General features: G+C 66.6%; 14 protein-coding genes and 1 tRNA gene. 7 read left to right on the plus strand and 8 right to left on the minus strand.

The features are described from left to right. Positions 1–297: 297 nt before the first annotated feature. On the minus strand, positions 298–1,368 hold the full coding sequence (gene obgE / locus ACQR1F_RS26720) for a GTPase ObgE (protein ID WP_315800681.1): 1,071 nt from the start codon (positions 1,366–1,368) through the stop codon (positions 298–300). 202 nt (positions 1,369–1,570) lie between these two features. Here obgE and ACQR1F_RS26725 point away from each other — a divergent pair, with 202 nt between their 5' ends. Beyond that, a complete protein-coding gene (locus tag ACQR1F_RS26725; RefSeq protein ID WP_315800680.1) occupies positions 1,571–2,488 on the plus strand; it encodes a DMT family transporter in 918 nt (305 codons plus the stop codon). 162 nt (positions 2,489–2,650) lie between these two features. Here ACQR1F_RS26725 and ACQR1F_RS26730 read toward each other — a convergent pair whose 3' ends face one another. From ACQR1F_RS26730 to rplU, 3 genes are all read right to left on the minus strand, one after another. Beyond that, positions 2,651–3,241, minus strand: coding sequence for a GNAT family N-acetyltransferase (locus ACQR1F_RS26730; protein WP_434888017.1), 591 nt, complete (start codon positions 3,239–3,241; stop codon positions 2,651–2,653). Between the two features lie 131 nt (positions 3,242–3,372). Beyond that, on the minus strand, positions 3,373–3,642 hold the full coding sequence (gene rpmA, locus ACQR1F_RS26735; protein ID WP_315715952.1) for a 50S ribosomal protein L27: 270 nt from the start codon (positions 3,640–3,642) through the stop codon (positions 3,373–3,375). 139 nt (positions 3,643–3,781) lie between these two features. Further along, a complete protein-coding gene (gene rplU, locus ACQR1F_RS26740; RefSeq protein WP_035648644.1) occupies positions 3,782–4,165 on the minus strand; it encodes a 50S ribosomal protein L21 in 384 nt (127 codons plus the stop codon). A gap of 354 nt (positions 4,166–4,519) precedes the next feature. On the opposite strand from rplU, the gene ACQR1F_RS26745 reads away from it, so the two are divergent. The 3 genes from ACQR1F_RS26745 (at position 4,520) to ACQR1F_RS26755 (ending at position 7,109) form a co-directional block, all read left to right on the plus strand. Continuing rightward, on the plus strand, positions 4,520–5,659 hold the full coding sequence (locus tag ACQR1F_RS26745) for an ROK family protein (RefSeq protein ID WP_316180353.1): 1,140 nt from the start codon (positions 4,520–4,522) through the stop codon (positions 5,657–5,659). A gap of 473 nt (positions 5,660–6,132) precedes the next feature. Next, positions 6,133–6,789 carry an outer membrane protein gene (locus ACQR1F_RS26750; RefSeq protein WP_410053173.1) on the plus strand — a complete coding sequence of 219 codons (657 nt, stop codon included), beginning with the start codon at positions 6,133–6,135 and terminating at the stop codon, positions 6,787–6,789. Positions 6,790–7,019: 230 nt separating this feature from the next. After that, positions 7,020–7,109 (plus strand) — tRNA-Ser (locus ACQR1F_RS26755). Between the two features lie 87 nt (positions 7,110–7,196). Here the strand turns inward: ACQR1F_RS26755 and ACQR1F_RS26760 are convergent. Both ACQR1F_RS26760 and ACQR1F_RS26765 read right to left on the minus strand, forming a co-directional pair. Next, positions 7,197–8,372: a Gfo/Idh/MocA family protein gene (locus tag ACQR1F_RS26760; protein WP_434914154.1), complete on the minus strand. Its 1,176-nt coding sequence runs from the start codon at positions 8,370–8,372 to the stop codon at positions 7,197–7,199. Positions 8,373–8,383: 11 nt separating this feature from the next. Beyond that, on the minus strand, positions 8,384–9,439 hold the full coding sequence (locus tag ACQR1F_RS26765; RefSeq protein ID WP_434914155.1) for a sugar phosphate isomerase/epimerase family protein: 1,056 nt from the start codon (positions 9,437–9,439) through the stop codon (positions 8,384–8,386). A 460-nt stretch (positions 9,440–9,899) separates the two neighbouring features. On the opposite strand from ACQR1F_RS26765, the gene ACQR1F_RS26770 reads away from it, so the two are divergent. Then, on the plus strand, positions 9,900–10,658 hold the full coding sequence (locus ACQR1F_RS26770; protein WP_434914156.1) for a DUF7168 domain-containing protein: 759 nt from the start codon (positions 9,900–9,902) through the stop codon (positions 10,656–10,658). Positions 10,659–10,705: 47 nt separating this feature from the next. On the opposite strand, the gene ACQR1F_RS26775 is transcribed toward ACQR1F_RS26770, so the two are convergent. Next, entirely contained in the window at positions 10,706–11,314 is a 609-nt protein-coding gene (locus ACQR1F_RS26775) for a hypothetical protein (protein WP_434914157.1), read from the minus strand. Between the two features lie 191 nt (positions 11,315–11,505). On the opposite strand from ACQR1F_RS26775, the gene ACQR1F_RS26780 reads away from it, so the two are divergent. Then, entirely contained in the window at positions 11,506–11,841 is a 336-nt protein-coding gene (locus ACQR1F_RS26780) for an MmcQ/YjbR family DNA-binding protein (RefSeq protein WP_434914158.1), read from the plus strand. A gap of 41 nt (positions 11,842–11,882) precedes the next feature. Here ACQR1F_RS26780 and ACQR1F_RS26785 read toward each other — a convergent pair whose 3' ends face one another. Continuing rightward, positions 11,883–12,917 carry a hypothetical protein gene (locus ACQR1F_RS26785; RefSeq protein ID WP_434908005.1) on the minus strand — a complete coding sequence of 345 codons (1,035 nt, stop codon included), beginning with the start codon at positions 12,915–12,917 and terminating at the stop codon, positions 11,883–11,885. Between the two features lie 505 nt (positions 12,918–13,422). Here ACQR1F_RS26785 and ACQR1F_RS26790 point away from each other — a divergent pair. Continuing rightward, complete coding sequence (locus ACQR1F_RS26790) at positions 13,423–13,920, plus strand: YchJ family protein (protein ID WP_315800671.1); 498 nt, start codon at positions 13,423–13,425, stop codon at positions 13,918–13,920. Positions 13,921–13,990: the final 70 nt, after the last annotated feature.

The raw sequence follows: 13,990 nt of genomic DNA on the forward strand, positions 1-13,990 counted from the left end.
CTGCCATGGGCGGACTCTCAAGATCGAGTGGAGCTGGCGCCACGAAAGGTGGTGCGCTCCCCTCCCTTTTGCGGGGAGGGGTCGGGGGTGGGGGTCCACACGGCAAGACCGCCGCCGGGGCACCCCCCTCCCCAACCCTCCCCCACAAGGGGGGAGGGAGTGCACCGATCTCTAGGCGATCGCTTGCAAACAACCTTGAGCGAATGCCGGTCGGCAGTCCTTCAGAGGTAAGATACGAATTTGGTGCTGCGACATATGCGCCGGGCTCAGTCCGCAGCGCAAGGTTCGGTTCGAGCCTCAGCCCTGCGGTGGCACCGGGGCCGCCCACGGCTCCTCGGTCGCAGCATTCTCGACCGCGTTCTTGGCCTTGTTGGAGACCGGCGACTCCCCAACGACGTCGGCGAGCTTGCGCAGGGCTTCCTTGACGCCTTCGCCCGTGGCGCCGGAGATCAGCAGCGGCGTCTTCTTGGCGGCGCGCTTCAGCCGGTCTCTCTGCTTCTTCAGCTCGTCCGGGTCGACCGCGTCGATCTTGTTCAGCGCGACGATCTCGATCTTGTCGGTCAGCTCGCCGCCATAGGCCTCGAGCTCGTGCCGCACGGTCTTGTAGGCCTTGCCGGCGTGCTCGCAGGTGGCATCGACCAGATGCAGCAGCACACGGCAGCGCTCGACATGGCCGAGGAAACGGTCGCCGAGGCCCGCGCCCTCATGCGCGCCCTCGATCAGGCCGGGAATGTCGGCCAGCACGAATTCGCGGCCGTCGGAATTCACGACGCCGAGCTGCGGATGCAGGGTGGTGAACGGATAATCGGCGATCTTCGGCTTGGCGGCCGAGACCTTGGACAGGAAGGTCGACTTGCCGGCATTCGGCAGCCCGACCAGGCCGGCATCGGCGATCAGCTTCATGCGCAGCCAGATCCAGCGCTCCTCGCCGGGCTGACCGGGATTGGCGTTGCGCGGCGCCCGGTTGGTCGGCGACTTGAAGTGCGCGTTGCCGAAGCCGCCATTGCCGCCCTCGGCCAGCACGAACCGTTCGCCGACCGCGGTAAAGTCGTGGATCAGCGTCTCGCGGTCCTCGTCGAAGATCTGGGTGCCGACGGGAACCTTGAGCACCACGGACTTGCCGCCGGCGCCATGGCGGTCCTTGCCCATGCCGTTCTCGCCCTTCTGGGCCTTGAAATGCTGCTGGTAGCGGTAGTCGATCAGGGTGTTGAGTCCATCGACAGCCTCGATGATCACGTCGCCGCCGCGGCCGCCATTGCCGCCGTTCGGCCCACCGAACTCGATGAACTTCTCGCGCCGGAACGCAACGCAACCGTTGCCGCCGTCGCCGGAGCGCACATAGACCTTGGCTTCATCGAGGAATTTCATGATGCGCCCTACGTAGGCGAGGCGGGTCCCCACGGCAACTGCGGAATGGGTTTAATTCGGCCCGAAGCCTTAATTTCGAGCGGTAAAGCCGCGCTGCGCACGACTTGGACAAGCGTTGCGCAGGGGTTGCGGCAGGGCTGCGTCACGCTTTTCGGCGGAAGGGCTGGAGCCACCGCGGTCGGGCTGATAAGGCAGCCTCGTCATGAGCGTGCTGTCCCGAATCTCCACCGCCAACGACGAGCGCTCGGCGCGGCTGGCCGGCATCGGCCTGATGCTGCTGTCGATCGCGATGTTCTCGTTCGGCGATGCCTTGGGCAAGTTCCTGGTCTCGACCTATGCCGTCGGCCAGCTGCTGTGGCTGCGCGCCTGTGCGGCCCTGCTCTTGCTCGCACCGTTCATCTGGCGCAACCGCGCCGCGTTCCTGCAGCTCGAGCGTCCCTGGCTGCAGCTGGTGCGCGTGATCCTGTCGACGTTGGAGGTGGCGGCGTTCTTCCTCGCCACCGTCTATCTGCCGCTCGCCGACGTCATCACCTACTATCTCGCCGGCCCCATCTTCGTCACCGCGCTGTCTGCGCTGGTGCTGCGCGAGCATGTCGGCTGGCGGCGCTGGACCGCGATCCTGATCGGCTTCTGCGGCGTGCTGATCGCGCTGCGGCCCTCGGCGCAGACCTTCAGCCTGCCGGCCTTGATCGCGCTCGGCGGCAGTCTGTCGTTCGCGGTGCTGATGCTGATCACGCGTTCGCTGCGCTCGACGCCCGACATCGTGATGGCGTCGTCGCAGTTCGTCGGGACCTTCCTGCTCGGCGCCGCGATGTCCTCGTTCGGCTGGGTGACGCCGACACCCGGCAGCCTGGTGCTGTTCGCCGCCGCCGGTCTCATCTCGGTGACCGCTCTCTTCTGCGTCAACCGCTCGCTGAAGCTGGCCCCGGCTTCGGTCGTCGTGCCTTATCAGTACACGATGATCGTCTGGGCCGTGCTGTTCGGCTTCGTCGTGTTCGGCGATGTGCCGCACCCGGCGACCATCATCGGCGCCATCATCATCATCGGCGCGGGGCTGTACATCTACTTGCGCGAACGCAGCCTGGGGCAGGGACAGGGTGCGGTGAATCCCCCGGTGTAGCGGCGTTCACCGCCGTCGTCCCGGCCTTGAGCCGGGACCCAGACTCCGTGCGGCCTGTGGTGGAGAAGGCTGTGGCTCCAGCGTGATCCCACCACCGATTTCGGTGGCTATGGGTCCCGGCTCGAGGCCGGGACGACACGAGTGATGGAGCGGTCGCCTCGGCTAAATCCGCCGCCCCGCATTGGCCCAGGCCTTCAGCGACGACCAGACCCCCCGGGTCAGGCGGAAGGCGTCGACCGGGGCGGAGGAGCCGATCACCTCGAAGCGGTGCAGCTCGACGCCGGTCCATTGGAAGCCGCACTTTTCGAGGATGTTGCGCGAGGCTGGGTTGCTGACGCGGGCGTGCCCGATCAGCACATTGTCCTCGCTCGTCTCGAAGAAATGGTCGATCGCGGCGCGCGCGGCTTCGGTGCCGAAGCCGCGGCCCCGATGCGCAACGCCCAGCCAGTAGCCGAGCTCGGCGCGGCCTGTTGCTGGTCGATTGATCCCGACCATCCCGATCGGCGTGTCGAGGTGCTCGATCAGGAAGGCGGTCTCACCCGTCTGCTCCAGCCCGCGAACGAAGCGAGCGGCATCGACCTCCGAATAGGGATGCGGCAGGCGGCGGGTATTCTCGGCGATAACACGGTCGTCGGCGAGCCGGGCGATGGCTGTCACGTCCGCGAGCACCGGCGCCCGCAGCGTCAGCCGGGGGGTCTCGAGGACGCAAGGTCTCGCCTCGCGCAAGGTGGGGGTGGTGATGTCCTGCAGCATGTCGGGCTCCATCGACGCTTCGGGATCAGCGAAAATGAAAAGGGGAGGCCGGTTGTCCCGCCTCCCCTGGAGCCATCTGGCGCTCCGCCGGTTCATCAGGACCCGGCGGACGCGTATCGTTCCACCGTATTCTATTCAGCAGCCTCGGCGGCTACCGGACGCACCGAAATGAACGTGCGGTTGGCGCGGGCATGGAATTCGACGACGCCGTCGATTTTCGCGAAGATCGTGTGATCCGTGCCCATGCCGACGTTGAGGCCGGGATGCCAGGTCGTGCCGCGCTGACGCGCAATGATGTTGCCGGGAATTACGCGCTCGCCGCCGAACGCCTTGATGCCGAGGCGCTTGCCCTTGGAGTCGCGTCCGTTGCGGGATGAACCGCCTGCCTTTTTGTGAGCCATCGCTCGTCTCCGATCTCTTGCGATCACCTTTAGCGCGATTCCGCTAAGGGATCATTCACATTTGCAACCTGCGCGGACAAAAAATCCACGCGCGATGAGGATCAAGCCGGTGCGGCGCGCGAGACGCGCGCCGGCACGCTTACTCCGCGGCGTCGGCCGCCGGGGCTTCCGCCTTGGCCTTCTTCGGGCGTGGGCCCTTGGTCGGCTTGGCGTTGTCGGTCAGGATCTCCGAGACGCGGATCAAGGTCAGCTCGTCACGGTAGCCGCGCTTGCGGCGGGAATTCTTGCGGCGGCGCTTCTTGAACGCGATGACCTTGGGACCGCGCTTATGGTCCAGCACCTCGACGGCCACGGACGCGCCGGCCACCGCAGGGATGCCCAGCACCGGCGTATCGCCGCCGACCACCAGCACCTCGTTCAGCTGCACGATCGTCCCGGGCTCACCGTCGATCTTGCCAATCTCGAGCACATCATCCGGGGCGACGCGGTATTGCTTGCCGCCGGTTTTGATGACTGCGAACATCGTTCTCATCCTTCGTGTTCGATCCCGGCCTCAGAGCGCGATGGCCCCGGGTCGGCTTCTTGTTCAGTCGTTATGGTTCATGGAGTCCGGCCCGATCGGGGCCGGCAGTTACGCCCGAGGCTTTGACGCCTCCGAAAAGAGCGCAACGACAAACGGCGCAGGAACGCCCGCGCCGGTCGATCGGGCGCTTATAGCGGGGTGAGCCGGCGAGTCAAGGTGAATGGACGGTTGCCGGCCGGACGGATGCCCGGCCCCCCCCCCCGGCCGCTATTCGCTCGACCCGGCGCACCGGACCCGCAACCAACTGTTCCCTCCGCCGTTGTTCGAGCCCAACGTACAACAGGGCAGGATCACATGGCCGACGACGTCATGACCACCACGGGCATCGCCCGCCACGGCGCCGCGCGGCTGCCGTCGGTCGAGATCGACAGCTTCAACATCGAGCTCAAGGACGAGGACGGCTTCCTCGGCGACCGCGCCTCCAAGGGCGCCTTCCGCAAGATCCTGGAGCGCTGGCGCAAGCCGTTGCGCAAGTCCGGCAAGGACCCGTTCGGCGACGAGGACAGCGAGACCATCAGCAAGAAGACGCTGGACGCGATCCTGGTCGGCGACGACACCGAGGCCTCGGCCGTGGTGCATTCGGCGATCGAGGAGTTCGCCCAGGAGCTTGCCCATGTCACCCGCCGCTTCCTGCGCACCAAGGCCTGGGCCAAGACCGAATGCATCGTGGTCGGCGGCGGTTTTCGCGACTCTCGCCTGGGCGAGCTGGCGATCGCGCGCACCGAGATCATCCTCAAGGACGAGGGCTTTGGCGTCGAGCTGGAGCCGATCCGCTATCATCCCGACGATGCCGGCCTGATCGGCGCATTGCATCTGGCGCCGTCGTGGATCTTCGAGGCCCATGACAGCATCCTCGCCGTCGACATCGGCGGCACCAACATCCGCTGCGGCGTCGTCGAGACCGCCTGGAAGAAGTCGCCGGATCTGTCGAAAGCGTCGGTGTGGAAGTCCGATCTCTGGCGCCATGCCGATGACGAGCCCACGCGGGAAGGTGCGGTCAAGCGGCTCGCCAAGATGCTGAAGGGGCTGATCGAGGAGGCTGACACCGAGGGCCTCAAGCTTGCGCCTTTCATCGGCATCGCCTGTCCCGGCGTCATCAACGAGGACGGCTCGATCGAAAAGGGCGCGCAGAACCTGCCGGGCAATTGGGAGAGCAGCAAGTTCAACCTGCCGGCCAGCCTGGTCGAGGCGATCCCGATGATCGGCGACCACGACACTGCGGTGCTGATGCACAATGACGGCGTCGTGCAGGGGCTCTCCGAGGTGCCGTTCATGCAGGAGTTCGAGCGCTGGGGCGTGCTGACCATCGGCACCGGCCTGGGCAATGCCCGCTTCACCAACCGCCGCAAGGAGAACGGCCGCAAGGACAAGGACGACAAGTCCAAGGAGGACAAGGCCGACGACAAGAAGGCGGCCAAGAAGAAGAAGGATTGAGCATTGACGCGGCCGCACCGTGTCTGCCAGGGCCTGACGGGATGGCAATGTTGCGCTGCAGCAGGGGTGTCTCCCGGCGCCAGGACATGCGGAAAACCGCCGTACAACCAGTCGGATGGGATGGAACCCGGTAACCTTGACTGGTTAGGTTAAGGAACGGTTCGCATTGCGATGCACGCGCAGATGGCCCAGGGTCGCCGGTGTCGCTCAGGCCGGCCGGATTGACCCCCGTCTCTTCCGTCGGTTTCCCCAAGATGTAGCGACACGGGACCGCCGGTATGTGTCAGCGTACGGCGGTCCCACCTTTGTCCCTGACCTCCCGTCGCCGGCCGCCGCGCCGACCGCAGGCAGAAATCGCCGTCGGTATCACGTAGATCTATTTACAAACCAACTAGTCGGTTTATAAATCAATGTCCCAAATGCGGTGGGATTTTGACGGCGCAATCTCGCGCCGGATGGAGTGTGAGGACATGATGATCGGACGCGCGAGATACGGAATGGCCGCCATGGCGCTGGCGGCGCTGGGCTGCGGCGGGGCAGAGGCGGCGGACCTGGCGGCGACTTCCTACAAGGCGCCGGCCTATGCGGCCGCACCGGCGCCGTTCTCCTGGACCGGCTTCTATGCCGGCGCCAATGTCGGCGGCGCCTTCACCGGAAACGACTCCTTCACGAACGCCGCCGGCGGCAATGGCGGCAAGCTGTCCGGCGTGATCGGCGGCGGGCAGGCCGGCTACAACTACCAGATCTCGCCGATGTTCGTGGTCGGCATCGAGAACGATCTCGAATTCACCGGCCTCTCGCGCAAGGGCGACGTCGTCGATCCGGCCGTCAGCATGCCCTGGCTCACCTCCGGCCGCGCGCGCGCCGGCATCGCGGTGCTCGACCAGCGCCTGTGGCTGTATGGTACGGCGGGTCTTGCGGCGGGCGAGTTGAAGGACGGGCCGATCCACAAGATGAAGATGGGCTGGACCGCGGGCGCTGGCGCCGAATGGGCGTTCCAGCCGAAATGGTCGGCGAAGCTCGAATATCTCTACACAGATCTCAAGCACGACGACCTGCCGGACTGGCGGGCGGCCAAGATCCACTCCGTGCGGGTCGGCTTGAACTACCATTTCGACCTGTTCCGCTGACGGGCGCTGCGCAGACCATCGGGTTCGACGGCCCGCGTCAGTCTGGGGCCGTCGGAGCGCGGGGCGAGCGGTGCAGCCGTTCAGCCGCCGCGTGCGGTCCGCTTCCCCGAGCGGACCGCAATGGCGCGCCTGCGCGAGCCCCCGGAAAATTTCGACCGGCTGCCTTGTCACTCCCCGCATCGTGCCCTAGAACGGCGCCCGACCCGGGGGCTCGCCCCTGATTTGCGCCTGGAGAGGTGGCAGAGTGGTTGAATGCACCGCACTCGAAATGCGGCATAGGTGCAAGCCTATCGGGGGTTCGAATCCCTCCCTCTCCGCCAGCAAAACGTTCGCAGATGTCCGTTGCAGTCTTCCGGCTGGCGTTCGAGCGCCTATAACGCCAGAAGCTTCGGGACGGCGTGTCGGCGTCAACTCATCCGGATCCACGCGCCCTTGGCGGCCGATGATCTGACGGCTGCATCGATGAACTTCACGCCGGCCAGGCCGTCCTCGATGGTCGGGAAGAGCACATCGCGATCCGGCTTCTCGCCGACCCTGGCCGCGCGGATGGCGTGGGCGGCCTCGGCGTAGATGGTGGCAAAGCCTTCGAGATAGCCCTCGGGGTGGCCGGAGGGCAGTCGGGTGACACGCGCGGCCGCGCCGAGCGTGCCCGCCCCGCCGCGGGTCAGAAGCTGCTTGGGGCGTCCATAGGGCGTGAACCAGAGCTGGTTTGGATTCTCCTGCACCCATTCGAGGCCGCCCTTGCTGCCGGAGACGCGCAAGGTCAGGCCGTTCTCATGACCGACCGCCACTTGGCTCGCCCACAGCATGCCCCTCGCGCCGCCTTTCCATCTGAGGAGGATCTGAACGTCGTCGTCGAGACGACGCCCCGGGACGAAGGTCGACAGCTGCGCGAGCAGCTCATCGAGCTCGAGCCCGCTGACGAAGCAGGCGAGGTTGTAGGCGTGCGTCCCGATGTCGCCGATGCAGCCGCCCGGGCCGGAGCGGGCGGGGTCGGTGCGCCACGCCGCCTGCTTGTGATCGCTCTGCTCCAGCCGCTCGGTCAGCCAGTCCTGGAGATATTCGGCGTGCACCAGCCTGATGTCGCCGAGCTCGCCGCTCGCGACCATCGCCCGCGCCTGCCGCACCATCGGATAGCCGGTGTAGTTGTGCGTCACCACGAACACCTTGCCCGTCGATCGGACTAGGGCCACCAGCTCTTCGGCCTCGGCCAAGGTCGTCGTCAGCGGCTTGTCGCAGATCACATGGATGCCGGCCTGAAGGAAGGCTTTCGCGACCGGGGCGTGCACGTGGTTCGGCGTGACGATCGCGACCGCCTCGATGCCGTCAGTGCGCGCCGCTTCGGCCCTGGCCATCTCTTCGAACGAGCCATAGGCGCGATCGTCGGTAAGCCCGATCTCCTTGGCCGAGGCCTTGGCGCGGGTGGAATCGGATGCGAGCGCGCCGGCCACCAGCTCGAACTGGTCGTCGATGCGTGCGGCGATGCGGTGGACGGCGCCGATGAAGGCCCCTTGTCCGCCGCCGACCATTCCCAGCCGGATGCGCGCCTGTCGACCGGCTTCATGGCTTGCGTCGATGGCCATCTGTTCCTCCCTCAGGACAGGCCCAGCATCTTGCGGTTCGCCATGTCGTCGGTGCCGGAGCCGGCGAAATCATCAAAAGCCTTCTCTGTGACCTCGATGATATGGCTCCTGATGAACTCGGCGCCCTCGCGCGCACCCTGTTCGGGATGCTTGATGGCGCACTCCCATTCCAGCACGGCCCAGCTGCCATAGCCGTATTGCGTCAGCTTCGAGAAGATCGCGCCGAAATCGACCTGGCCGTCCCCGAGCGAGCGGAAGCGGCCGGCCCGATCGGCCCAGCTCTGGAATCCGCCATAGACGCCCTGGCGCCCGGTCGGATTGAACTCGGCGTCCTTGACGTGAAACGCCTTGATGCGCTCGTGATAGATATCGATGTAGGCGAGATAATCGAGCTGCTGCAGAACGAAGTGCGAGGGATCGTACAGCAGATTGGCGCGCTTGTGATTGCCCACCCGCTGCAGGAACATCTCGTAGGAGACGCCGTCGTGCAGGTCCTCGCCAGGATGGATCTCATAGGCGAGATCGACCCCATGTTCCTCCGCATGGTCGAGGATGGGGCGCCAGCGCCGCGCGAGTTCGTCGAACGCAGCTTCGACGAGTCCAGGTGGACGCTGCGGCCATGGATAGATGTAGGGCCACGCCAAGGCGCCGGAAAACGTCGCATGCGCGGTGAGCCCGAGCCGCCGTGAAGCCTGGATCGCCCGCTTGACCTGATCTATGGCCCAATCGGTCCGCGCTTGCGGATTGCCGCGAACCTCGGGCGCCGCGAACCCGTCGAAGGCCGCATCATAGGCCGGGTGAACGGCAACGAGCTGGCCTTGGAGATGCGTCGAGAGCTCGGTGATCGCCAATCCGTGGCGCGCCGCAATGCCCTTCACCTCGTCGGCATAGTCCCGCGACTCGGACGCCCTATGGAGGTCGAAGAGCCGGCCGTCCCAACTGGGGATCTGAACCCCCTCATAGCCGAGCGAGGCCGCCCATCCGCAAATCGAATCCAGCGAATTGAAAGGCGCAGTATCTCCGGCGAACTGGGCGAGAAAGATGGCGGGACCCTTGATCTGCTTCATCGCATGCTCCCTTCTCCCGTGGATGCGCGCGTGCTCGCTGACCAATAGTGCCATCGGGCCGGCGCGTCCGCCACGCCGGAACCACCCCGCGTTTCACCACCAGTCTCAATTTGCTGCGTCGGACGCTCGCGCTGCGCGCACTGCAACCCCGGCCGTAACGCCGGTCCTCGGCATCCCCCCGCCAGGCTTTTCAAGGCGCGAGGCCCGTGAGATACAGTCGATGAGTGCTGTCTGCGAATGTCCCCGGTTGCTCCATCTGCCAATGACGAGCCAAGTCGATTGCGGTCCTCCAACGGCTCACTTGCACCATGAATGACGCCTGCGATGTCACTGGCCTGGGACGCACGACGCTTTGCGCATTGATGAGAACGAGGGATCACACGACGTCGGTCGTCGGCGTCTGTGGTGGGTGCTCGTGTCCACGGCGCAATCCTGCCGCGCCTTCTTTGGAGCCTGACCGGTGAGCCAGACATTCGATCGTCCCGCCGCTGATCCTGTCGCCCTCGACAGGCTCAAGGCCCGCATCCAGGCATTGCGCGCGAAAACCATCGCCAATGGCTGCACCGAGGACGAGGCACTGTCCGCGGCCGCCAAGGTCGCCGAGCTGCTCGATCGCCACGACCTGTCGCTGTCCGACCTCGAGCTGCGGGTGTCGGCGTGCGAGCGCAAGGTCTACGAGACCCATCGCAAGAAGCGCATTCCGCTGGACGACTGCATCGGCGCGATCGCGCATTTCTGCGATTGCCGGGTCTGGCGCGAGAAGAACCCGGCCGGCGAGGCGAGCTATGTGTTCTTCGGCCTCCCCGCAGATGTCGAGGTTGCGCATTATCTGGCGGAATTGATCGACAACGCCGTGCGCGCCGAGCTCGGCCGCTACAAGACCTCGGCCGACTACCGCCGGTTCCGGCATCAGGACCGGCATCTCGCCAATGCCTCCTTCGCCCTCGGCATGGTGGTGTCGATCGCCGACCGCCTCGTGGCAATGAAGGCGAGCCGCGATCAGGCCAACGAAACCACCGGCCGCGGCCTGGTCGTGCTCAAGACCTCGGTGGTCGATGCCGAGTTCGACAAGCTCGATCTGAAGCTGCGGTCGGCGCGAAGCACGAGCCGGATGGTGTCGACGGCCGCCTATGAGGCCGGAGGCGCCGCCGGCACCACGCTCGCGATCAGTCCGGGCGTGAGCGGCGCCCCGCAACGGAATCGACCGAACGGGAACTGAACTCAGTCCCCAACGGTCGTTGCCTTGTCGCTGTCGCGGGCTTGCCCTCAGCTCTTCGCGCCCGGCCCCTTCAACGCATTCCAGGCCGCCTGATTGGCCTGATCGAACGCCTTGCGGGATTCGCTCAGGGCGGCACTGAGCACCGACCAGGACTCGCTGCCCGTCTGTTTCAGCTTCTCGAGATGAGCGCCGGCCGCCGACGCGTCGGATTTGAGCTGCTTCAGCACGGCGTCGAGGTCGGTGGTGCCGGCCGTCGTCACCTTGGTCGCGGCCTCGCGAAACCTGTCGGCCGACTCGCGCCAAGCCTTGGCCTGGGCGGCGGCAATGTCCTTGAAGGTCGCCTGCTGCTGCGCGGCCTGCCTGCCGGCCGCTTCGAAATAGGCACTCATCTGCGCCTCGAATCCGGCCCAGTGCGCGTCCAGTTCCGTCTTCGCGCTGGCCAGCGCGGCTTCGCCGGCCTCGGCTTGCGTCTTGAGCAGGGCCTCGAGATCGCTGCGGCGCTTCTTCAGGTCCGCCATGATCTCGTCGGTCTTCACTTTGGATGCTGCTTCGGCCTCGGCTGCCTTGACGCCGATCGACTCCAGCGCTGCATCCATCTCATGGAGACGCTCCCTGGCCCAGTTCAAGTAAACCTGCATCGTGCTCTGTGCCGCCATGTCTTGCTCTCCTTTGATCGCATCCTGCGACAAGCCATATAGAAACGATGGCGTTTAGTTTTGACGTGCATCAAGGGCTTGGGGTGGCGGTCTTCACGTTCGCGTGCAGGGCGGCGGGGACACCGCATGGCGGACCGCGCTGGCCGGTGCTAGTCATATCCTTCGAATACGATCGCAAGAGGCGCGTCGAGATGACCGGTGACGAATTTCGCAGCCTCGCTCTGTCGTTCGCCGGAGCGACCGAGGCGCCTCACTTCGATCGCGCCGCGTTCAAGCTGCACCGGACCTTTGCGACCCTGGCCGCCGATGGCGCATCCGCCAATGTCCTGCTCTCGCCCGACGAGCAGGAGCACCATGCCGGCCTGCAGCCCGGCGTGTTTCGCCGGGTCCCCAACAAATGGGGTGATCAGGGCTGGACCACCGTGTCGCTCGCCGACGTCGACGCCGCTCGCCTGCGCAGCGTGCTCGAGAGCGCGTGGCGCGCCGCGCATCGTCCGCCGCGTTCACGCGGCCGCAGCAGGCGCTGAGCCGACCCCGGCGAAACAATCGCCGGCGGCGACAAGAACTCTCACACCCTTCGCCCGACCATCAGCAGGATGCCGCCGATCTGCGGCAGGAGCGCCAGCAGGATCAGGCGGAGCATGACGAAGTCTTCGGCGGAGGGCTTCACCACGCCGCGCGACACCCACGCCACCAGCTTGATCGCGGCCTCGGTCTGCGGATCGGCGGTCTGGCTGACCGTGGACATCGCCGCGTCCAGCGCCAGCCGGCGCTCGGCAACGGCGGCCTCGCGCTCGCGGCAGAACTTGCCGACGCCGCCCTTGCACTCGCGGTCGCGCGCGGTCATGGCGTCGGCGAGCGCGGTCTGCGCCGCCTGCACCGCGGGCGTCACGCGCGAGGCGCGCGCCAAGGTGACGTCGCTGATGTTGGTGGAGGCGAAGCCGATGCCGGCGGTGACCGCGAACACGAAGGTCATCAGCCACACCGCCCAGCCGGTCAGTGCCGAGGCGCGGTGGCGCGCCTGCCATAGCCGCGCGGCGCAGGTCGGCATCACCAGCGCGACGAGGTCGGCGGTGACGCCGACAGCCAGGAACATATAGCCCGCGGTGCTGTTCGAGCCGAGCGAGTGGGCGAACCAGCCGTTCATGGCCATGCCGACCGCGGCCAGCGCCAGTGCGGCCAGTTGCAGCAGGACCGACGAGGCGGTGATGCCAGCGCGCGCGGGCTTCGTCGGCGTGATCGGCGCGGCGGCCTGCACGACCTCGGCCTCGGTCGCGGCCGGCGCATCGCGCGGCGGTATCGTGGCCGGCGGCGCTGCGGCCGGGATCGCCGCAGCGGCCGCGCTGGCAGCCGCCCCCGTGCGCGACGCCTCGGCAACGGCCGGAGCTTTCGCCGGCTCGTTCACGTAGTCCAGGAAGTCCGGCATGATCAGCGTCTCGGACGCGAGCATCTCGTCGTCGAGCGCCGCCATCTTGGCTTTCTCGGCCTTGTCGGCTCGGGGCCGCGGGCGTGGCTTGACGACCTTGGCGCGCTTCGGACGCGGCTTGGCCGTCTTCGGCTCTCGCCAGGGAATGATGGATGCGACTACGGACTCATCAGCCATCGGGGCTGCTCCAATCGGTGGTGATGGGCGCGACGCTGCGTTTGCACGCAGCGCTGACCGCGCCGGCATCGGGTGCACGTCTGATCGGGAATCGGGCAGCGGCCCGCCTCGAAGCGGGCCTTCGTTCTTGCGGCCGGGCTGGCGTCGCGCGAAGAAATCGTTGGCGTCTCCCGCGCCCTGGTCCGCCGATGATGCGGAGGGCTTGCGGTCACAAGCGCCACGTAATGAGGCGGCGCCCGGAAGGTTCTGGTCCGCGCGGGGCCGGGCCGGTCAGCCGTGCGCCCAACACCCATGTTCTAAACCAATGGTTAACACGGATTCGCCGGTTTCGAAACCGCGCGGCGCGTGTGGCGGCAGCGGCAGTGGTGAACGCTGGCGACCTGCGTCTTTGGAGTCACAACCGCCGCGTGAGGCATACTTCTGTTCACTGATCGAACGAAGAGGTGCCGGCGCTTCTCGATCGCACTATGATGTCATTTCGGGATCGGAGCACCCACGTCACCTCATGCCATGTCCCTGCGGATCACAGCTTCCCTTCGACCGCTGTTGCGGTCCCTATCTGCTTGGCGACGCGATGCCGCCCACCGCCGAGGCGCTGATGCGCTCGCGCTACACGGCCTATACGCGCGGCGACATCGGCTACATCGAAGCGACGCTCGCGTCCGACAGGCGTGCTGCGTTCGACCCTGTCGCGGCGAAGAATTGGGCGACGCGCGCGACCTGGCTCGGCCTGCGCATCGTCTCGTCGGTCCGCGGCCAGCCCGGCGACGCCGATGGCGTCGTCAGCTTCATCGCCAGCTATCGCGAAGACGGCAAGATCATCGAGCACCACGAGGTCTCACAGTTTCGCCGCGACGACGACGGCGCCTGGCGCTTCGTCGAGGGTGACGCGCGCGCCGCCGTCACGGAGCCGAAGCGGGCGGCTGCCACCGCGAAGGTCGGCCGCAATGATCCATGCCCGTGCGGTAGCGGCAAGAAATACAAGTTCTGCTGCGGGCGGTGAGCGCGGCGGCATGTCTCGATCGCGGTGCATCGCTGTGTTGATAGGAGGGGGGAGCCGCGACTGCGGACTC

The sequence above is a fragment of the Bradyrhizobium sp. HKCCYLS3013 genome, assembly GCF_051167615.1.
Lineage (GTDB): Bacteria > Pseudomonadota > Alphaproteobacteria > Rhizobiales > Xanthobacteraceae > Bradyrhizobium.